18 protein-coding genes are annotated in these 20,133 nt (G+C 40.6%); 6 read left to right on the forward strand and 12 right to left on the reverse strand.

From position 1 onward, the window contains the following. Positions 1–7: 7 nt before the first annotated feature. Together O3655_RS01965 and O3655_RS01970 are read right to left on the reverse strand one after the other, a co-directional pair. Positions 8–1,294: a U32 family peptidase gene (locus O3655_RS01965; protein WP_000169096.1), complete on the reverse strand. Its 1,287-nt coding sequence runs from the start codon at positions 1,292–1,294 to the stop codon at positions 8–10. A gap of 137 nt (positions 1,295–1,431) precedes the next feature. After that, positions 1,432–2,130, reverse strand: a complete 699-nt coding sequence (locus O3655_RS01970; protein ID WP_000936182.1) for a GntR family transcriptional regulator — start codon at positions 2,128–2,130, stop codon at positions 1,432–1,434. A gap of 140 nt (positions 2,131–2,270) precedes the next feature. Here O3655_RS01970 and guaA point away from each other — a divergent pair, with 140 nt between their 5' ends. The 5 genes from guaA (at position 2,271) to O3655_RS01995 (ending at position 8,601) form a co-directional block, all read left to right on the forward strand. Then, on the forward strand, positions 2,271–3,833 hold the full coding sequence (guaA, locus tag O3655_RS01975) for a glutamine-hydrolyzing GMP synthase (RefSeq protein WP_000065697.1): 1,563 nt from the start codon (positions 2,271–2,273) through the stop codon (positions 3,831–3,833). Positions 3,834–4,079: 246 nt separating this feature from the next. After that, positions 4,080–4,853: an ABC transporter ATP-binding protein gene (locus O3655_RS01980; RefSeq protein ID WP_049479015.1), complete on the forward strand. Its 774-nt coding sequence runs from the start codon at positions 4,080–4,082 to the stop codon at positions 4,851–4,853. Next, a complete protein-coding gene (locus O3655_RS01985) occupies positions 4,843–6,897 on the forward strand; it encodes an FtsX-like permease family protein (RefSeq protein WP_049479014.1) in 2,055 nt (684 codons plus the stop codon). Before O3655_RS01980 ends, O3655_RS01985 begins: the two co-directional genes overlap by 11 nt. A 32-nt stretch (positions 6,898–6,929) precedes the next feature. Next, entirely contained in the window at positions 6,930–7,613 is a 684-nt protein-coding gene (locus O3655_RS01990; RefSeq protein WP_049479013.1) for a response regulator transcription factor, read from the forward strand. Then, positions 7,603–8,601, forward strand: a complete 999-nt coding sequence (locus tag O3655_RS01995) for a HAMP domain-containing sensor histidine kinase (RefSeq protein ID WP_038806155.1) — start codon at positions 7,603–7,605, stop codon at positions 8,599–8,601. Before O3655_RS01990 ends, O3655_RS01995 begins: the two co-directional genes overlap by 11 nt. 82 nt (positions 8,602–8,683) lie before the next feature. On the opposite strand, the gene ffh is transcribed toward O3655_RS01995, so the two are convergent. From ffh to O3655_RS02015, 4 genes are all read right to left on the reverse strand, one after another. Next, positions 8,684–10,255, reverse strand: a complete 1,572-nt coding sequence (ffh, locus tag O3655_RS02000) for a signal recognition particle protein (protein ID WP_038805126.1) — start codon at positions 10,253–10,255, stop codon at positions 8,684–8,686. Between the two features lie 11 nt (positions 10,256–10,266). After that, entirely contained in the window at positions 10,267–10,599 is a 333-nt protein-coding gene (locus tag O3655_RS02005) for a putative DNA-binding protein (protein ID WP_000402066.1), read from the reverse strand. Between the two features lie 144 nt (positions 10,600–10,743). After that, positions 10,744–11,940 carry an elongation factor Tu gene (tuf, locus tag O3655_RS02010; protein ID WP_001040720.1) on the reverse strand — a complete coding sequence of 399 codons (1,197 nt, stop codon included), beginning with the start codon at positions 11,938–11,940 and terminating at the stop codon, positions 10,744–10,746. A gap of 234 nt (positions 11,941–12,174) precedes the next feature. Further along, positions 12,175–13,284: an AI-2E family transporter gene (locus tag O3655_RS02015; RefSeq protein WP_000489828.1), complete on the reverse strand. Its 1,110-nt coding sequence runs from the start codon at positions 13,282–13,284 to the stop codon at positions 12,175–12,177. A 104-nt stretch (positions 13,285–13,388) separates the two neighbouring features. On the opposite strand from O3655_RS02015, the gene pbp3 reads away from it, so the two are divergent. After that, positions 13,389–14,630, forward strand: coding sequence for a D-alanyl-D-alanine carboxypeptidase PBP3 (pbp3, locus tag O3655_RS02020; RefSeq protein ID WP_308697094.1), 1,242 nt, complete (start codon positions 13,389–13,391; stop codon positions 14,628–14,630). A 30-nt stretch (positions 14,631–14,660) separates the two neighbouring features. Here pbp3 and sdbB read toward each other — a convergent pair whose 3' ends face one another. The 6 genes from sdbB to O3655_RS02050 form a co-directional block, all read right to left on the reverse strand. Further along, the gene (sdbB, locus tag O3655_RS02025; RefSeq protein ID WP_042902344.1) at positions 14,661–15,206 is read right to left on the reverse strand and encodes a thiol-disulfide oxidoreductase-associated lipoprotein SdbB; all 546 of its coding nucleotides are present in this window, start codon (positions 15,204–15,206) and stop codon (positions 14,661–14,663) included. Positions 15,207–15,217: 11 nt separating this feature from the next. Beyond that, positions 15,218–15,925, reverse strand: a complete 708-nt coding sequence (gene ccdA2, locus O3655_RS02030) for a thiol-disulfide oxidoreductase-associated membrane protein CcdA2 (protein ID WP_084943609.1) — start codon at positions 15,923–15,925, stop codon at positions 15,218–15,220. A gap of 126 nt (positions 15,926–16,051) precedes the next feature. Then, on the reverse strand, positions 16,052–16,912 hold the full coding sequence (locus O3655_RS02035) for a methionyl aminopeptidase (RefSeq protein ID WP_000631558.1): 861 nt from the start codon (positions 16,910–16,912) through the stop codon (positions 16,052–16,054). Positions 16,913–16,927: 15 nt separating this feature from the next. After that, on the reverse strand, positions 16,928–18,205 hold the full coding sequence (gene spxR / locus O3655_RS02040) for a CBS-HotDog domain-containing transcription factor SpxR (protein ID WP_000033809.1): 1,278 nt from the start codon (positions 18,203–18,205) through the stop codon (positions 16,928–16,930). Continuing rightward, entirely contained in the window at positions 18,198–18,749 is a 552-nt protein-coding gene (locus tag O3655_RS02045) for a GNAT family protein (protein ID WP_308697093.1), read from the reverse strand. The genes spxR and O3655_RS02045 overlap by 8 nt, the downstream gene beginning before the upstream one ends. Positions 18,750–18,764: 15 nt before the next feature. Beyond that, complete coding sequence (locus O3655_RS02050) at positions 18,765–20,024, reverse strand: UDP-N-acetylglucosamine 1-carboxyvinyltransferase (RefSeq protein WP_001227102.1); 1,260 nt, start codon at positions 20,022–20,024, stop codon at positions 18,765–18,767. Positions 20,025–20,133 lie beyond the last annotated feature (109 nt).

A 20,133-nucleotide genomic window follows, 5' to 3' on the forward strand; every position in this document is an offset into this window, starting at 1 on the left:
TCCTTATCTAGGCACGAACTGTAACACTTGTCCCGTCTTCCTTATAGAGGTTGATGAGCCCTTCCTTGAGAGCGCGGACCATATCCCCTGCTTGAACAGGTTGTGGAACCTTGATTGTCAAGAGTTCCATTGGATTTGGAGCACGGTCTATTTTATTGCCCTTGGCATCATGAAGATCTTCGATATAAGTTTCAAAATGTCGGAAACCTGGTCCGTAAAACTCAACTTGGTCTCCTTCATTGATAACATTCCGTTGACGAATGGTTGCCGTTTGAGTCGCATCATCATACGAAACCACTTCAGCGACAAACTTGTATTCAGGAATTTTACGACGAGCGCCAAACAACTGTTCGTTTTCAGACGGTGTACCGTAGTAGAAACCTGTTGCCAATTCACGTTGGGCAACCTTCCACATCTCGTCTACCAAGTCCTGTTTGATGGCTTCAAATTTCTCGGGACTTTCGAGATAAGCATCTACAGCCGCCTTGTAACAGTTGGTCACAGTTGAAACATAGTGGATCGACTTCATACGACCTTCAATCTTGAGACTGTCTACACCGTTTTCGATCATATCTGGAATATGGTCAATCATGGACATGTCAACGGCTGACATCGAAAATTCTTCTGGAATTTCACCTTTCAGACTCTTACGTTCTTGACCAAAAGGCATGTCATAAAGATCGTATTTCCAACGACAAGACTGAGAACAGCCCCCACGGTTGGCATCACGCATACTCATGTGGTTTGATAACGTACAGCGACCTGAGTAAGAAATACACATGGCTCCATGGACAAAGGCTTCAATTTCTACATCAGTACGTTTGCGAATCTCTGCCAATTCTTCCATTGAAACTTCACGGGCCAAAACCACGCGAGTTAGACCAAGTTCTTTCCAGAACTCTAAAGTTTCATAGTTGGTCGCACTAGCTTGGGTTGAAAGGTGGATTTCAAGACCTGGTGCTTCGGTTGCTGCAATCATAATCAAGGCTGGATCTGACACGATAACTGCGGCAATCCCGATGTCACGCAACTTACGGAACCATTCTCCAGCACCAGCTTCGTTTCCTTCGTGCATAACCATGTTAGCAGCCACATAGACCTTGGCACCGTACTTAGCAGCAAACTGCACGCCTTCTTCCATCTGTTCAAAGGTGAAGTTTCCTGCACGGCTACGAAGACCATAGGCCTGTCCACCGATGAAGACTGCGTCCGCACCATATTGAACAGCTACTTTCAGCTTCTCTAAAGTCCCTGCAGGTGATAAAACCTCAGGACGTTTTAATGTTTTTGTCATTTCTTCTCCTATTTGCAATATAAAAGTTTGACGTTTTTCCTTCTCATTTTATAGTAAATAAGCAATAAAATCAAGCCTAGACAGATTGTTTTGACAATTCTAATCTTTTAAGAAAACAAAAAACTAGCCTTTCTAGACTAGTTATTTTCAAGATAAAATTCAAAGCGTTCGCCCACGTATTGACTCTTTACATACTCGAAAGCCGTCCCATCTTCAAGATAAGAGACCTGAGTCAAGGCTAAAATGGCATGCCCTTTTTCAACTTCTAGATAGTGAGCAATTTTTTCCTTAGCCAATCTCGCATAAATGGTCTGTTGGGATTTGCCAATCCGATAGCCATGTTGCTGCAAGGTATGGAAGAAATGACTGGTGATTTCTTCTTTTTTGAAATCCTTAATAAATTTCTCAGGAATAGATGCGACTTCATAGACTAGTGGAACTTGGTCAGCGTAACGCACCCGTTCCATGCGGATAATATTCTCTGTCGGAGCAATCCCTAGATTAGCGACCTCTTGCTCATTTGGAATGGTTCTTCTGTAAGAAATGAGTTGACTAGAAGGAACTTTCCCCTGAGATTTGACAATCTCCGTAAAACTGGTTGTACCCCGCATTTTTTCTTGGACACGAGTGCTAGAGACAAAGGTTCCACTTCCTACACGACGCTCCAAAACTCCTTCCTCAACCAAGAGAGAGATAGCCTGACGTAATGTCATCCGGCTAACTTGAAACTGTTCAGCTAAATCTCGCTCACTTGGAAGTCTCTCTCCGATTTTCCAATGATGCTCATCTATATCCTTCTTGATCTGATCGTGGATTTTCATATAAGCTGGTAACATGATTCTCACTTCTTTTCTTTATTTTCTCCATTGTACCGTATTTGCTAAGAAAAAGTCAAACTTTGCCTTGTTTAGTTGGTAATTCGCCCCTATTTGTGATAGAATATTGAAAAAGATATTTCTTTTGAGAAAGGAAAAAGATGAGCAACATTTCAACTGACTTGCAAGATGTCGAAAAAATCATCGTGCTGGACTATGGTAGCCAATACAACCAGCTGATTTCACGTCGTATTCGTGAAATTGGTGTTTTTTCAGAGTTAAAAAGTCATAAAATCTCAGCCGCAGAGGTTCGTGCGATTAACCCTGTAGGGATCATCCTCTCTGGTGGACCAAACTCTGTATACGAAGATGGTTCATTTGATATTGACCCAGAAATTTTTGAACTTGGCATTCCAATTTTAGGAATATGCTATGGTATGCAACTTTTAACTCATAAACTTGGAGGAAAAGTTGTCCCTGCAGGTGATGCTGGTAACCGAGAGTATGGCCAATCACCACTTACCCATACCACTTCTGCCCTCTTTGAAGGGACTCCTGAAGAACAGATTGTTTTGATGAGCCATGGCGATGCTGTTACAGAGATTCCAGCTGATTTTGTTCGTACTGGAACTTCTGCTGACTGTCCTTATGCAGCTATTGAAAACCCTGACAAGCACATCTATGGTATCCAATTCCACCCAGAAGTTCGCCATTCTGTATACGGGAATGATATCCTTCGCAACTTTGCCCTTAACATCTGTCAGGCTAAAGGCGACTGGTCAATGGACAACTTCATCGATATGCAGATCAAAAAAATCCGTGAAACTGTAGGTGACAAGCGTGTTCTTCTCGGCCTATCAGGTGGTGTTGACTCTTCTGTTGTTGGCGTTCTTCTCCAGAAAGCAATCGGCGATCAATTGATCTGTATCTTTGTAGACCACGGTCTTCTCCGTAAGGGAGAGGCTGACCAAGTTATGGACATGCTTGGTGGTAAGTTTGGTTTGAATATCGTTAAAGCAGACGCTGCTAAACGATTCCTTGATAAACTTGCAGGTGTTTCTGATCCTGAGCAAAAACGTAAAATCATCGGAAACGAGTTTGTTTATGTCTTTGATGACGAAGCTAGTAAGCTAAAAGATGTAAAATTCCTTGCTCAGGGAACGCTTTACACTGACGTGATTGAGTCTGGTACAGATACTGCTCAAACCATCAAATCACACCACAATGTTGGTGGTCTTCCAGAAGACATGCAGTTTGAATTGATTGAGCCATTGAACACTCTTTATAAAGACGAAGTCCGTGCCCTCGGTACAGAGCTTGGTATGCCAGACCACATCGTATGGCGCCAACCATTCCCAGGACCAGGACTCGCTATCCGTGTCATGGGTGAAATCACTGAGGAAAAACTAGAAACTGTTCGTGAGTCTGATGCTATCCTACGTGAAGAAATCGCTAAAGCTGGTCTTGATCGTGATATTTGGCAATACTTCACTGTCAACACAGGCGTTCGTTCAGTCGGTGTTATGGGTGATGGTCGTACTTACGACTACACCATCGCCATTCGTGCGATCACTTCTATCGATGGTATGACAGCTGACTTTGCCAAGATTCCTTGGGAAGTCCTTCAAAAGATTTCAGTACGTATCGTAAATGAAGTGGACCACGTTAACCGTATCGTCTACGATATTACAAGTAAACCACCCGCAACCGTGGAGTGGGAATAGAATTTTCTATAAAATAATAAATAATACTGCTGGAGCATGGACTACAGTAGTATTATTTTTTATAATTTCAATATTAAGAAAATTTCTCGACTCTCAACTCCGCTTTTTAAATCCCTAAAACCATGCTATAATATAGTAAGCATAGATCCAATAACCTAATGATAAAGATTTCTTACATCATCCGTAAGTGTTATTCTACTCTGATTCATATTATAATGAAATTAACAAAAGATGGAGGTGTCTCACATGGAAACAATTTTACGAGTAGAATCATTAAAAAAGCATTATGGAAAAGATCCGAATATCACCAAAGCCTTGAACGGTATATCTTTTCAAGTTGTCAAAGGTGAATTCTTAGGGATTATGGGGAGCAGTGGTTCTGGGAAAACAACCCTTCTTAACTGTCTCGCTACTATCATCAAACCAACTGACGGCTCCATTCAAATGCAAGAAAAAGATTTAGGTCAGTTAAAAGGGAACCAGTTAGCTGATTATCGTGGCAAGGAAATTGGTTACCTCTTTCAAAATTTTGAGCTTTTGGACAATCTGACAGCCAAAGAAAATATTTTACTCCCCTTGTCTTTGCACAAGGTCGATGCCAACGAAAGCAAGGTTCGATTAGAATTGCTCTCCCAATATCTAGATATTTCTGAACTCCTGGATAAGTTCCCTTCTCAATTATCAGGTGGTCAACGGCAAAGGGTAGCTGCTGCGCGTGCTTTGATTTTAGACCCTAAGATTGTATTTGCAGATGAGCCCACAGGAGCTTTGGATTCAAAAAATGCGACCATTTTGATGCAAAAATTAGCTGAAATGAATCAAGTGGAAGAAACCACCATTCTCATGGTGACACACGATTCAGTCGCAGCCAGCTTTTGCAACCGCATCTTGTTCATCCAAGACGGAAAACTATTCCATGAAATCCGACGCGATTATCCAAGAGAAAGTCAGGAAGATTTTTACCACAGAATACTAAAGGTCATGGCAGCCCTAGCTGGAGGTGATGGCAATGTTTTCTAAATTAGTCTCAAGAAATAGCAAGAGAGATCGAAAAAATAATGGCTTGTACTTCAGTTCCATGGTTCTTTCTATTATCTCCTTTTACATCATCCTTTCTTTGTCACATCAAGATGTGATGATCTTTCTAAAACAAATAGAAAGTGACGCTGTAAATAAACTCTTTAGCATGATTCCGATTCTTTACGTAGCAACGCTCTTTATTCTCTTTTTTCTAGTCTACTTCGCAAGCAGTATGCAGATGGAAAGAAGAAAACATGAATTTGGTGTGTATCTCACATTAGGCATGCGAAGAACCAAACTGTTCTTGCTACTCCTCCTTGAGGATTTGAGAAACAGTGTCCTTGCCCTTGGAGTAGGTCTTCCAATTTCAATCTTGATTTCAGAACTAATCAGCCTAATAACCGCTAAAATTGTGGGACTAGGAATTATTGAGCATCAATTTTCTCTATCTACTACAGCTCTACTCTATACAGTCATCGGCTTCCTAGCCGTAAAATTAGCTGTTTTTGTTCTTTTAAGTGCAAAAACAGCCAATAAGGAAATCGGAAACCTGCTTGCCTATTCACCCTCTGGAATGAAGAAACTACTCCCCAAGGGTGTGTACCTTCTTGCTTCCGTCCTAGGGATTTTACTTCTTGGAACAGCCTATTACATGGGTATGAGTGGACGAGCTTGGGAGAGTGTCATAACCATGGGCATCACTGTTTTCTTGGGGACTCTAGGAACTATCCTCCTCTTCTTTGGTATGCGTTTATTTATAGACTTCTTGGTTAAGCTTGGAAGCAATCGAAAACTTCATGCCTATAATTTTAGACAGATTCAGGAATTAGTTATCCAGCGCTCAACTATACTGGCCATCTGCTCCCTCTTAATCTTCTCTGCCTTGTGCCTCTTTGGAGCAGGTGTTGCTATTTCAAGTGGCAATTTAGGCAATCAAACCCACGTATTGGATTATACATTTAGAAATAGCAAGCAGGATACAGATGAAAATCTTGATGTGAATACAGTTAAAAAAGAGCTTGAAGCTGCTGGACTAGCATCACAGTTTTCAAAGATTCTGCAAATTAAAGTAGGCAAACCGAAAGAACACGAGTCCGTGTCCTTCGAAGAGATCATCAAGGAGTTGAAAAAGCAAAAAGGCAGCAAGAACATGGAAATTTTGCTCCAAAGATTTAAACAGTCTACTACTTCCCACCTCATACCAGTTTCCGAATACAATGAACTTAGAAAGGCTGCCAATCTCCCTCCTCTAGAATTAACTAGCAAGGAAGCCTACTTGTATATGGGGAAAGATTTTCTCCCAGATGAAAGTCTCGTCAACTCTGTTCTGAAGACGAAGCCTCAAATCAACGTCATGGGGAATGAGGTGAAATTGATTGGAGAGGTGGAGTCTTTACCGATTGTAACGGATCGTGAAATCACCCTCTCTGTTGCCCTCATAGTCCCAGATGAAGTCTTTATGAACTATACAGACGGTCACTACTCGAACTATGTCAGCGGTATCTTGGCTCCTGAGCTGGTCAAAGAAAAAGGCTTGATGAGAGCTATCTCAGATACGAATGAAAAGCTAGATCAAACCTCTCTTGGCTATGAAAGCTATATACAAAATATGGGAAGACAATTATTTTACATTATCTCTGCCAGCTATATCACTATCTATCTGGCTATCATCTTCCTTGTTGTGGCAAATACAATCATTGGCGTTCAGTTTTTGATGGGACAAAGACAATCCTACAGACGATACCAAACCTTGATCCATCTCGGAGCCAACTACGAAACTCTTTGTAAATCTTCAGAAAAGCAAATCAATTGGTATTTCGGTCTGCCAATAGCCCTTGCACTTATCAGTAGTAGCTTCGGAGTGGGCTCCCTCCTCACAGGAATAGTACCAGCCAGTGCAAGAATGGTCATGGGGCAGAAATTTATCACAGCCATGCTGATAGTACTGCTCTTAGCAGGTTTTGAAGTCATCTATATCAGAATTGTAAAGAAAAATAGCAACAAATACTTGTTGTCCTTAATGGAACCCAAAAGAGATGAATAAGATAGAATAAAATAGGAAAAGGAGGAACCAATATGAAGCATATCCTGGTTATTGAGGATGAGGCCTTGATTCGAGATGAAATTGTCATCTTGTTAGAGAAAGCGAATTATCAAGTTGATAAGTTGACTGACTTCAAAGATACAAGCCAACAAGTGCTGCAATACGATACGGATCTAATCATACTGGATTTGAATTTACCAGGAGAAACTGGTTTTCAAATTTGTAAAAATCTCAAATCCAAACGCTCTGTGCCCATATTGGTTCTCACCTCCCGTGAACAACTAAAAGATGAGATTTACGCCCTAAAATTAGGGGCTGACGAGTACTTAACAAAACCTTTCAAGAAAGAAAGATTCTTGGCTCGTATAGAAAACATCTTGAAACGCTATGAAGGTAGACAAAATTTGCTTGAAAAAGATAATTTTCTGCTGGATAGACAGACCTATACCCTTTATATCAATGGACACTCGATTTTACTCCCCCAAAATCAAGGGAAATTGTTAGAAACCTTATTGGTTACTAATGCTCCTGTCGTCACAAAAGAAGAACTAAGTATGAAACTGTGGAATACAACTGAGTTCATCGATGAAAATGCCCTACAAGTAAACATTGCAAGGCTAAAAAAGGTGATGAAACAGGCTGGCATTGCCCTTCAAGTCAAGTCCGTCAGAGGTATTGGTTACAAGCTTGAAGAGGTAAGTCCAGATGAAACATAATCTAAAATATCTAGCTAGTTATCTGCCTTGGTTACTTGTTCTCTTAGCATTTGATCTATTTACAGCTGTCCTGCTTTGGCTTTCAGATGTGAGAATGTTTCAAGCCCTCATCCTTCTCTATATTTTAGCCACCGTCCTGCTTTTTTTCATCCTATCATTCTTACTTATAAAAACAGAAAGAAAAAAATCATCTGCCTATAAAGCCTTCATAGCCAATCCCAAGACGGATACTGAGCTTGAATTATTGCATTTATCAAGTGCCTCAGAAAAAGAAAGCATTGAAAAAATAGCAGATACACTTTATCAAAAGCAGGCTGAAATAGGAAAACTCAACTCATTACTAGCCGAGTATGAGGACTATGTTGAAAAATGGGCGCATGAGATTAAACTCCCTCTGTCGCTTCTTTCCCTCCTTTTGGACAATCAAAGCGACCAGTTGCCTGAGGATACAGCTTTTAAGTTGGACTATGTGAAAAAGCAAATCCAAGAAAATGTATCACAGATCCTATTCTACTACAGGGTGAAAAGTGAGAAAAATGATTTTCTATTTGAATACCTTGACCTAGAAGAGTGTATCCAAGATCTTTTGGAAAACTTTGATCCCTTGCTCAAAGAAAAGAAATTTACGATTAAGGTAGAAAACATACAAGGAATCTGCTACACCGATCAACGCAGTTTTGAATTTATCCTCTCTCAAATCCTAGCCAACTCCATTAAATATAGCTCCGACAAACCCGAACTCAATATTTATATATCAAAAGACAAGGGACGTACAAGTCTGATTATTAGGGATAATGGCTGCGGAGTTAAAGCTTGTGACTTACCTCATATCTTTGAGAAAGGTTTTACAGGTGATTCAGGAGAGACAAGGAAAAAATCAACAGGCATGGGCCTATATCTGGTCAAACAATTAGCAGATGCTTTAAAAATCGAAATCACAGTAAAATCCGAATGGATGCAAGGCTTTGAAATCTCTCTTTCTATTTAGTCATTTTTCAATTAAGAAAATTGCCTAATCATAGAAAGCACATATTTTATACCAAAAAGGAAAGCACTTCTGCTTTCCTTTTTTATTTACGTTTTTTCTTCGCTTTTTTCATTTTGTTGGCCATACGTTTCATAGACTGTTTCATGGCAAATTCACCGATTTTACCTTTGAGTCCGCCACCAAACATCTGGCTCATATCTGGCATGCCTGCTCCTCCGAGACCTGACATATCCGGCATTCCACCTTGTCCCATCATGCCTTCAAGGGCAGACATATCCATCCCTCCCATATTTGACATATTTTTTGGAAGGTTATTTGGATTGATTCCCATTTGCTTCATCATCTTGTTCATATCGCCAGACATGACACCTTGCATGAGCTGTTTGGCCTGGTTAAAGTCTTTGATAAATTTATTGACTTCAACAAAGGTATTTCCAGAACCTGCAGCGATACGACGGCGACGGCTTGGATTTAACAAATCGGGATTTTCACGCTCCTCAGGTGTCATGGAAGATACAATGGCACGTTTGCGCGCAATCTGACGCTCGTCCACCTTCATGTTTTGAAGGGCTGGATTGTTAGCCATACCTGGAATCATCTTGAGCAAGTCTTCCATTGGTCCCATATTTTGCACCTGATCCAATTGATCAATGAAATCATTGAAATCAAAGGTGTTTTCGCGCATCTTCTCAGCCATTTCAAGGGCTTTTTGCTCATCGTATTCCTGAGAAGCTTTCTCAATCAAGGTCAGCATATCCCCCATACCAAGGATACGGCTTGACATACGATCTGGGTGGAAGGTTTCGATATCTGTTATCTTTTCACCCGTACCAGTGAACTTGATAGGTTTTCCAGTGATGTGGCGAACAGACAAGGCCGCACCACCACGAGTATCCCCATCAATCTTGGTAAGGATGACACCAGTTACTTCCAACTGAGCATTAAACTCACGGGCAACATTAGCCGCTTCCTGACCGATCATGGCATCAATGACGAGGAGGATTTCATTTGGTTGAGCCAGTGCTTTAACATCACGAAGCTCATTCATGAGAAGTTCATCGATTTGTAAACGCCCTGCCGTATCAATCAAAACATAGTCGTTGTGGTTGGCCTGCGCTTGCTCCAAACCTTGGCGAACAATCTCAACAGCTGGTACTTCTGTTCCAAGTGCAAAGACTGGAACATCAATCTGCTGTCCAAGTGTTTTCAACTGGTCGATGGCGGCTGGGCGGTAAATATCCGCAGCAATCATCAAAGGACGAGCATTTTCTTCCTTCTTGAGTTTATTAGCCAGCTTACCAGCAAAGGTCGTTTTACCAGCCCCCTGCAAACCGACCATCATGATAATGGTTGGAATTTTTGGTGACTTGATAATTTCTGCCGTATCGGAACCTAAAACAGCTGTCAATTCCTCATCAACGATTTTGATAATCTGTTGGGCTGGATTGAGGGTATCAATGACCTCGTGTCCGATTGCACGTTCACGAACCTTCTTGATAAAGTCCTTTACAACAGGCAAGGCAACGTCGGCTTCCAGCAAGGCCAAGCGAATTTCTTTGGTTGCTTCCTGGACATCAGCCTCAGAGATTTTTCCTTTTTTACGTAGATTTTTAAAGACGTTCTGTAAACGTTCTGTTAAACTTTCAAATGCCATTTTTCTTCCTCTTACTCTCTATTATCAATGCTTGTTAAAATTTCTATCTGCTCCTGCAGAAAGTCATCCTTGGGATAACGCTCCAAGATCTGGTCAAAAATCTGACTGCGGACAATGTAGTCCGAATACATGTGCAGTTTCATCTCATAATCTTCTAGAATCTTTTCCGTCCGCTTGATATTATCATAGACAGCCTGACGACTGACACCGAACTCTTCAGCAATCTCAGCAAGACTATAATCATCAGCATAATAGAGTTCAATATAGTTCATCTGCTTGTCTGTCAAAAGCGCCGCATAAAATTCAAAAAGGGCGTTCATACGATTGGTTTTTTCGATTTCCATAACTTTTATTATACCAAAAAAACTATTATACTGCTAGAGTAGAAGCACTTCAAATAGAGTAAGGAGAAGAAAAAAAGAACCTTGCAAGGCAAGATTCTTTTAGTGTCTGACTTAAATAATTGTTCTTCTGGGAACTTAATCGAATTAAGCTTCGATTTCTGTAACCATACCTGAACCAACAGTACGTCCACCCTCACGGATAGAGAATGTAGTACCTTGTTCTACGGCGATTGGGTGGATCAACTCAACGTCGATAGTCACGTTATCACCAGGCATTACCATTTCAGTACCTGCAGGAAGTTCGATTGAACCTGTAACGTCAGTAGTACGGAAGTAGAATTGTGGACGGTAGTTGTTGAAGAATGGAGTGTGACGTCCACCTTCTTCTTTAGTAAGGATGTAGACTTCACCTTTAAATTTAGTGTGTGGGTTGATTGAACCTGGTTTAGCGATAACTTGTCCACGTTCGATTTCGTCACGTTGAACACCACGAAGAAGGACACCTACGTTATCTCCGGCAAGACCTTCGTCAAGTTGTTTACGGAACATTTCAACACCAGTAACAACTGCTTTTTGAGTTTCTTCTTTGATACCAACGATTTCGATTTCGTCGTTGACACGAACAGTACCACGGTCGATACGTCCTGAAGCAACTGTACCACGTCCAGTGATTGAGAATACGTCTTCGACTGGAAGAAGCAATGGTTTTTCAGTGTCACGTTCTGGTTCTGGGATGTACTCATCAACAGTGTTCATCAATTCCATGATGATGTCTTCGTATTTAGAGTCACCTTCAAGAGCTTTAAGAGCTGAACCTTGGATAACTGGAAGATCGTCACCTGGGAAGTCGTATTCTGACAAGAGGTCACGGATTTCCATTTCAACCAATTCAAGCAATTCTTCGTCGTCTACCAAGTCAATTTTGTTCATGAAGACGATAAGGTGTTTAACACCAACCTGACGAGAAAGAAGGATGTGCTCACGAGTTTGTGGCATTGGTCCGTCAGTTGAAGCTACTACAAGGATAGCTCCGTCCATTTGAGCGGCACCAGTGATCATGTTTTTAACGTAGTCCGCGTGCCCTGGAGCGTCGATGTGAGCGTAGTGACGTTTTTCAGTTTCGTACTCAACGTGCGCAGTGTTGATAGTGATACCGCGTTCGCGTTCTTCTGGAGCAGCATCGATAGACGCATAGTCTTTTGGTTGGTTAACTGCTGAAGGCAAGCGACGTGCCAATACAGTTGTGATAGCTGCAGTCAAAGTAGTTTTACCGTGGTCAACGTGTCCGATAGTACCAATGTTAACGTGTGGTTTACTACGATCGTATTTTTCTTTTGCCATTTGAGTAAAAGCCTCCAATAAAATATATTTTATAGATAGACAGTAGGCAATACAGTCTAACTTTCCTTACTATTTTATCAAATTTCTGCTAAATTGCAAGTGTTTTACACATATTTTGTGAATTAATCTAAATCTTATCAAATCCTGTTCTTCTGCTTCTTTATAGCAATATGAATTCAAACTTCTTTTTGTTTGGAGATAGTATTTTCATCAAAAAATCAGGTTTCCCTGATTTTAATTTGATTCTGTTTTTTCCAGTTCCTTAGCTTCTTTATGGTTTTCATATAATTTCGCTAGGAACTTAGTAATTTCTTTAAAAATAGAGTAAGTAGGTACTGCTACGACCATTCCTATGACACCGTAGATATTACTTGACAGTAAAAGGAGCACCAAGATTGTAATCGGGTGTACTTTCATAACCCCTCCAACGATACGTGGATAGAGAACATTTCCGTCAATCTGCTGAATAATAAGCATATAAGCAACCGCAATCAACATACGATGAGGATCCGTGAACACATTGGCAATCACCATTGGAATTAAGCCAATACTTGGACCAACATAAGGAATCAAATTTGCGATTCCAGAGAAAATAGCAAAAACTAGGGCGTACTTTAATCCGATAACGCTATAGCCAATATAGGCTAAACATCCAATAATAACCGCATCAATCGCAATTCCACTGATATAACGGGCTATAGTTGTATTGAGATTGGTTAAAAGGCTAGAAAGATTCAATTTGTCATGTTTTAAGATGGTACGTTCCAACATTGGTAGCAACTTATGACCATCCAACAAGAAATAAATCAAGAATACAGGGGTCATAATGAGAATCAGAACCGTACTAAACAAAGCTGAAAGAACGCTTCCTAAACTGTTGCTGACGCTATTCAGGATATTCTGGAGGATATCCACATAGGAGAGATTCAGTTGTTGAATTGTTTGTTGAATATCAATATTTTGGAAGACTGGATTCATGGACAAATCGATGATCAAATCTTGTAGTCTACTATAGATATTTTGACTAGAAATAATCAAGCTGGTCAACTGATTAATCAAAATCGGCAAGAGATAAACGACCCCTACAACGATAGCACCAATCAAGGCACAAAGAGTGACCAAGACACCAATTAGACGATTGATCTTACATCTCTTTTCCAAGAAAGTAACGACTGGATTTGTAATGTAGTAAAAAAATCCACCAAGCAAAAATGGAATCATGATGGTATTCACAACCGTTACGAAGGGAGTAATGATGGCTCCCATTTCTCGCCAAAGATAGAAAATCAGTGTTAATAATAAAATTTCAGCTGTCCAAAAAAATAATTTGTTTCTACGGAACATAGGTATCCTCCTTCTCTCTATTTTACCATATTTCTGAAAAAGATAAGTTGGCTTTAGTAAAAAAGCGAGAATATTTTTTTTCTTTATGATAAAATAAAGCTAATATGAAAAAAATAATTTTATCTTTTATGACACTTTTAGTTTTTGGAACAGCTTCTACTGTTTCTGCTCAGGAGTTTGATGTTGCTGCTAAACATGCCATTGCCGTCGAAGCTACAACTGGAAAAATCCTCTATGAAAAAGATGCAAATCAGCCTGTAGAAATTGCTTCTATTACCAAACTGGTTACAGTTTATCTGGTCTATGAAGCTCTGGAACAAGGAACTATCAGCCTATCTACACCTGTTGATATTTCGGACTATCCTTACAAACTTACAACTAATTCTGAGGCGAGTAACGTCCCTATGGAAGCCCGAAATTATACTGTTGAACAGCTATTAGAGGCTACAATGGTATCCAGCGCGAACAGCGCTGCGATTGCACTAGCAGAAAAGATTGCTGGTTCTGAGAAAGACTTTGTAGACAAAATGAGGGCTAAACTTCTTGAATGGGGAATTCAAGATGCAACTATTGTAAACACAACTGGTTTAAATAATGAGACACTTGGCGATAATATCTATCCTGGTTCTAAAAAAGACGATGAAAACAAGTTGAGTGCCTACGACGTTGCAATCGTCGCTCGTAACCTCATCCGAGATTATCCTCAAGTTTTGGAAATCACCAAAAAACCAACTTCTACATTTGCAGGGCTTGAAATCCACTCAACCAACTATATGTTGGAGGGAATGCCTGCCTATCGTGGTGGTATCGATGGACTAAAGACAGGTACTACTGATAAAGCTGGCGCTTCATTCGTTGGAACAACTGTTGAGAAAGGGATGCGTATTATTACGGTTGTTTTGAATGCAGATCAACAAGATACCAACCCTTATGCGCGTTTTACTGCAACTTCTGCACTTTTAGATTATATTTCTGCAAACTTTGCCTTAAAAACTGTCGTTCAGAAAGGTGAAGCTTACAACGATAGTAAAGTAACAGTTCTGGATGGTAAAGAAGATAATGTGACAGCTGTCGCTAAGTCAGATATTTCCATCGTCCAACGCATCGGAAGCGGTACTACACCAGCCCTCCAATTCACACCGAAATCAACATCAGAAATGGCTCCATTGGAAGAAGGCAAGGTTGTTGGTACTCTGACCTATGATGATCAGGATTTGGTCGGCCAGGGCTATCTCACTCCCGACAAACCATCTTTTGAAATGGTTTCTGAAAAGAAAGTAGAAAAAGCCTTCTTTTTGAAGGTTTGGTGGAATCAATTTATCCGCTTCATCAATGAAAAACTATAAAAAAAATCGCGAATAATCGCGATTTTTTCTTTATTTCATTTCTTTAAATGCTGCTTCTGCATCAGCGTTGCTAATAGCACCAAATTGGATTTTTCCGATTTTACCTTGACTGTCAATCAAGTATTCCGTTGGAATACTACGAATTTGGTAGGCTTGGAAGGTAGTTGCTTGGGTATCATATAGAACTGGAATATCCTTGTAGCCTTGTTCTTGGTACCATTTTGGAAAGTCTTGAACTGTTTTTTCACCTTGGAGACCTGGTGCAATGACACTCAAGATTTCAAAGTCTCGATCTTGTTTGGCAGCTAATTCCATCAGCTCAGGCATGCTTTTTTTACATGGTCCGCACCAAGAAGCCCAAAATTTCAAATAGACCTTTTTCCCTTTATAGTCCGATAACTTCACTTCTTTGCCATCCATAGACTGCAAGGTGAAGTCTGGCGCATCCTTACCGACTGCGATTTGTTGTACAGCAGGTTGTTTTGGAGTGCTTGTCTGTTTGGTTTCTTTTTCACCACAGGCAATCAACAAGAATAGAGACATGAGGCTCAATCCAGCAAAAATAACTTTTTTCATTTTTTCTCCTGTTATCCAAGAATTCCTGACAAGGCATTTAACTGCCCTAGCATTAATAATAATCCCATCAAAACAATCAAAGCTCCCCCGATTTTTTTTAGTAAAATCATATGGGGTTTTAATTTACTAAAATAGGGCATAATCCAACCCGAAGCCAAGGCCAAAACAATGAAAGGAAGGGCCATTCCCAATGTGTATACTAATGTTAACACGGCTCCTTGCCAAGCACCATTGCCACCGGAAGCTGCTAGGGCCAAGACTGAACTTAAGACTGGTCCGATACAAGGGGTCCAACCAAAACTAAAGGTTATCCCAAGTAAAAAGGCTGACAGATAGTGATTAGACTTGGATTGTTTGAAGGTGACTGTCTTTTGAATCTCCAGTTTATTGAAATGCAAGATTTCCATCTGGTGAAGCCCTAAGAGAATAATGACTATGCCCATAGCATAACGAAACCAGTCTGCATAGAGCATGTGCCCTAGGAATCCAGCTCCAAATCCTAAAATAAAGAAAATGAGGGAGATTCCTGCAATAAAGCACAATGTCCGAATTAAGCCTGACCATGCAACGTCTCTTCCAAAAAATCGAAAACTTTTCGAATTTCCCTGATCATCCAGTAAAATACCAGCATAGACAGGTAACAAAGGAAAGATGCAGGGTGAAAAGAAGGACAGAATACCTGCTAAAAAAACGGATACTAGAAATATAATCGACTCCAACGAATTACCTACTTTCTCAAAATTCTAATCCTATTTTACTACAAAAGAATAAATTTGTAAGAAGTCTGCTACGCTTATTTGTTTTGACTAAAGTTGACACAAAAAAAGGAGCTAAGCTCCTTTTTTTTAATACGTTCCTTCTTCGCCTTGGCTAGTCAAGATAACTGGACCGTCTTTGGTAATCACGAACTGGTGTTCATATTGGCAAGACAGGCCGCCATCTATAGTCTTATGAGCCCAGCCAGTCTTCATATCTGTATCAATTTCCCAGTCTCCAGTATTGATCATGGGTTCAATGGTTAGTACCATTCCTTCACGGAGACGGAGTCCACGACCTGCAATACCGTAGTTAGGAACCATTGGCTCCTCGTGCATAGTTGGACCAACACCATGACCAACCAAATCACGTACGACACCATAACCGCGACTTTCAGCGTATTCTTGAATGGCTGCACCGATATCACCGATACGATTGCCAACAACTGCTTGCTCAATCCCTTTATACATAGCTTCCTTGGTCACGTCCATCAGGTTTTTCACTTCTTCAGACGGTGTACCAACCGCATAAGCCCAACATGAGTCAGCTAAACCACCAGTATAACTTTGGGTGTATTTTTTCATTTGCTCAACATTGTTGAAATTGAGTTTAGAGACATTGAGGTCGGATTTGGCAATCGGACCTCCGAGTACCATATCAACCTTGAGCAAGTCACCATCTTTCAAGATGTAATGACGTGGAAAAGCGTGAGCTACTTCGTCGTTGAGAGAGCAACAAGTGGCATAGGGGTAATCCATGACTGCACCATCTACTCCAATCTGTAGAGGAAGGAAATTTTCCTCTTTACAACGGCGACGAACATATTCTTCTACTTCCCACATATCTACGCCTGGCTTAATCAAATCACGTAAGCCAATATGGATACTTGCTAGGAAATCACCAGCCTTGTCCATGGCTTCGATTTCACGTGCTGATTTTAAAGTTATCATTTTTTCTCCTAGATTCTAATTAATTTTAACCGTAACATTTGCTTTTGAAACAATCTGATGACCATGATAAATATCATAATCAATAATAGCTGAACGTCTCGTGTGGTGAATAATCCGAGCCTGAATCCGCAGAGTATCATCTATCTGCACAGCCTGCAAGAAATAAATCAACATCTGCTCAATGATAAGATTGCGCCCGCTATTGACAACGAGGTCTTGGGTCATATGGTTGAGGATTTCAGCCAAGACTCCATTAGCAAGGACACCATTTTTCTCCAGCATGAAGGGCTCAACAGTAATAACGACTTCATCATGATGATAAGAGAGTTTTTGTCCGATTTGCTCGGAGAAAGTCGGCAAAGCTGAAACTTGGGAACGACTCATCTTTTCCATGACATCTCGTCGTGTTACGACACCGAGCAAGGTTTGGTTACTTCTGACAACGGGAACCATCTCAAAGTCTTCTGCAATCATCCGTTGACTGACATTGGCAATATTGGTCGCTAAACCAGTTACGAAGATACTTCGCGTCATCACCTTGTCAATCGTCGTGCTGGGGGATTTATCTCCTGCGTCACGCATAGTAACAACGCCCACAACCACTTGGTGTTGGTTAATGACTGGGAAACGACTACTTCTGTTCTTACGGACCAAATCTAGATAGTCTTTGACCGTATCCGTTTCTCTCAAAAAACCATACTCATGACTGGGACGATAGAGCTTCTCAACTGTCAGAATATCGGTTTTGATTTGAACATTTGAGAGGGCTTTGTTAATCATGGTCGCTACTGTAAAAGTGTCATGTTTACTTCTTAGAACTGGAATCCCTTTTTTATTAGCCAACTCAAGGACATCGTCCTGGACATGAAAACCACCCGTAACGAGGACTGCATTTTCATTTTCTAGCGCTAAAAGTTGAATGCGAGTACGGTCACCTACAATCAAAAGACCGCCATCATGGAGATAGGACAGGATATTTTGCTCTGTCATAGCCCCGATGGAGAATTTACTAAACTCTCTCTCAAGCCCTTCCTGACCAGCTAAAACTTCAGAGGAGGTGACTTCAGCAATTTCAGCATAGGTTAGTCTCTCAATAGCCACTTTCTGGGACTTGACTCGTATGGTTCCACTACGTGGCCGAGTTTCAACAATGCCACGATTTTCAGCTTCTTTGATAGCTCGGTAGGCTGTTCCGTCACTAACACCTAGGTGATTGGAAATACTGCGAACACTAACTCTCTTCCCAATTGGCAACTCTTCCAGATAGGACAAAATTTCCTGGTGTTTACTCATTGAATTCTCCTTTTATGTATCGAAATTCAAGATAGTCCCTCATTTTTCGTGTATAGCGATCGCTCCCCTTAAACTGTCGGACGAGGCTAAAGCCCGATTTTAAGGCTACTTTTTGACTAGCTTGATTCTCCAGATGAGTGATGATGGATAATTGTTTTAAACCAAATTCTTCAAATGAAAGCTGACATAGCTTGGTAACCACTTCAGTCATAAAACCTTGTGACCAAGAATCTTTTTTTAGGAAGTAACCAATTTCTGCTTCTTTTTTGATTTCATCAATCTTTTCAAATTTAATGGAGCCAATCATTTCCTGATTTCCTTGAAGACAAATTGCCCAAACACCCAGAGGATTCTTCATAAAATAGTTAGCAAGTGCGTACTGACTTTCTTCCAAATTTGCTTGACTGGGAAAAATAAACTGCAAATTCTCAGGGTTTGAAGCAATCTCGAAAAACGCTTGACTGTCACTAAAAAAGAAAGGACGCAAATACAAGCGCTCCGTTTCAAAAAAAGAAAACATTGCTAATTTGGTCCAAATATTCATAATCACCTCAACGGCTTAGTCTTCAACGAGTGTAATATCTGCTCCAAGACTACGCAATTTTTCAATAATATCTGAGTAGCCACGAAGGATAAACTCAATATTCGTAATTTCAGTCTGGCCTTGAGCCATCAAGCCAGCGATGACAAGTGCAGCACCAGCTCGCAAGTCTGTAGCTTTTACACTTGCCCCGTGTAAGTTACGACCACCGTTGTAAATAATGTGATCGTTTGTAGTCGTAATATCCGCATCCATTTTTGCTAACTCAAAGACATGATTGACACGTTTCTCATAAATCGTATCAATAATCGTTCCACGACCTTGCGCAGTTAGTAAAAGTGGCGTGATAGGCTGTTGCAAATCGGTTGCGAACCCTGGATAGGGTGCAGTTTTGATATTGATGGCCTTTAAACCAGACTGTTCTTCAACGAAGATACTGTCTTCTGAGACCGTCATACGAACGCCCATTTCCTCTAGTTTGGCGATAAAGCCTTCTAAATGTTCATAGAGAACGTTGTTAATGCGAATTCCTTTTCCTACCGCTGCAGCAAGTGAAATATAAGTTCCAGCTTCGATACGATCTGGAATTACTTGGTGACGAGTCCCATGTAGTTTCTCGACACCATCAATAATGATAATATCAGTCCCTGCACCACGAATATGGGCCCCCATGTTGTTCAAAAGGGTAGCAACATCGATAATTTCCGGTTCACGAGCCGCATTTTCAATGACAGTACGTCCCTTAGCTTTAACCGCAGCAATCATGGTGTTAATAGTTGCTCCAACGCTGACGGTATCCATGTAAATACTTGCGCCATGAAGCCCCTTACCTTGGGCAGATAAATTCATATTATCTCCCTCATAGCTGACCTTAGCACCCATGGCTTCAAAGGCTTTTAAGTGAAGGTCAATCGGACGAGGTCCCAGATCACATCCACCAGGAAGTCCAACTGTAGCTTCACCAAAGCGACCTAAAAGACTTCCGTAGAAATAATAAGAAGCACGCAAGCTATTAATTTTGCCATAAGGCATAGGAATGTTTTGAACACCTCTTGGATCAATCTCCAAGACATCGTCATAACGCTTAACAGATGCCCCCATGATTTCCATGATTTCGACAAGACTAGCAACGTCTGAAATATCTGGAACACAATCTAAAGTGACAATATCATCTGATAAGATAATAGCTGGAATAAGCGCTACAACACTATTTTTAGCACCACTAATGGTGATCTCACCTTGCAATGGACGTCCACCATTGATGACAATTTTTCTCATGTTTTACTCTTTCAAAATTTACTAAAAAGGTCTTTTCGTTCTATTATATCATAATTTTCAGTTTTTTCCCATTCCTATTTACTAAATACCATTCCATTTTGATAAAAAA

It is taken from the genome of Streptococcus sp. 27098_8_70, assembly GCF_041432215.1.
In the GTDB taxonomy this organism is placed as follows: domain Bacteria; phylum Bacillota; class Bacilli; order Lactobacillales; family Streptococcaceae; genus Streptococcus; species Streptococcus oralis_CP.

Excerpts from the sequence above, each read along its gene's own strand:
- O3655_RS01995 (WP_038806155.1), top strand. The coding sequence starts at position 7,603 with ATGAAACATAATCTAAAATATCTAGCTAGTTATCTGCCTTGGTTACTT.
- O3655_RS01980 (WP_049479015.1), top strand. The coding sequence starts at position 4,080 with ATGGAAACAATTTTACGAGTAGAATCATTAAAAAAGCATTATGGAAAA.
- O3655_RS01965 (WP_000169096.1), bottom strand. The coding sequence starts at position 1,294 with ATGACAAAAACATTAAAACGTCCTGAGGTTTTATCACCTGCAGGGACT.
- O3655_RS02045 (WP_308697093.1), bottom strand. The coding sequence starts at position 18,749 with ATGAATATTTGGACCAAATTAGCAATGTTTTCTTTTTTTGAAACGGAG.
- O3655_RS02005 (WP_000402066.1), bottom strand. The coding sequence starts at position 10,599 with ATGGAAATCGAAAAAACCAATCGTATGAACGCCCTTTTTGAATTTTAT.
- O3655_RS02015 (WP_000489828.1), bottom strand. The coding sequence starts at position 13,284 with ATGTTCCGTAGAAACAAATTATTTTTTTGGACAGCTGAAATTTTATTA.
- O3655_RS02050 (WP_001227102.1), bottom strand. The coding sequence starts at position 20,024 with ATGAGAAAAATTGTCATCAATGGTGGACGTCCATTGCAAGGTGAGATC.
- O3655_RS02035 (WP_000631558.1), bottom strand. The coding sequence starts at position 16,912 with ATGATAACTTTAAAATCAGCACGTGAAATCGAAGCCATGGACAAGGCT.
- sdbB (WP_042902344.1), bottom strand. The coding sequence starts at position 15,206 with ATGAAAAAAGTTATTTTTGCTGGATTGAGCCTCATGTCTCTATTCTTG.
- O3655_RS01990 (WP_049479013.1), top strand. The coding sequence starts at position 6,930 with ATGAAGCATATCCTGGTTATTGAGGATGAGGCCTTGATTCGAGATGAA.
- O3655_RS01970 (WP_000936182.1), bottom strand. The coding sequence starts at position 2,130 with ATGTTACCAGCTTATATGAAAATCCACGATCAGATCAAGAAGGATATA.
- guaA (WP_000065697.1), top strand. The coding sequence starts at position 2,271 with ATGAGCAACATTTCAACTGACTTGCAAGATGTCGAAAAAATCATCGTG.
- pbp3 (WP_308697094.1), top strand. The coding sequence starts at position 13,389 with ATGAAAAAAATAATTTTATCTTTTATGACACTTTTAGTTTTTGGAACA.
- tuf (WP_001040720.1), bottom strand. The coding sequence starts at position 11,940 with ATGGCAAAAGAAAAATACGATCGTAGTAAACCACACGTTAACATTGGT.
- ffh (WP_038805126.1), bottom strand. The coding sequence starts at position 10,255 with ATGGCATTTGAAAGTTTAACAGAACGTTTACAGAACGTCTTTAAAAAT.
- spxR (WP_000033809.1), bottom strand. The coding sequence starts at position 18,205 with ATGAGTAAACACCAGGAAATTTTGTCCTATCTGGAAGAGTTGCCAATT.
- O3655_RS01985 (WP_049479014.1), top strand. The coding sequence starts at position 4,843 with ATGTTTTCTAAATTAGTCTCAAGAAATAGCAAGAGAGATCGAAAAAAT.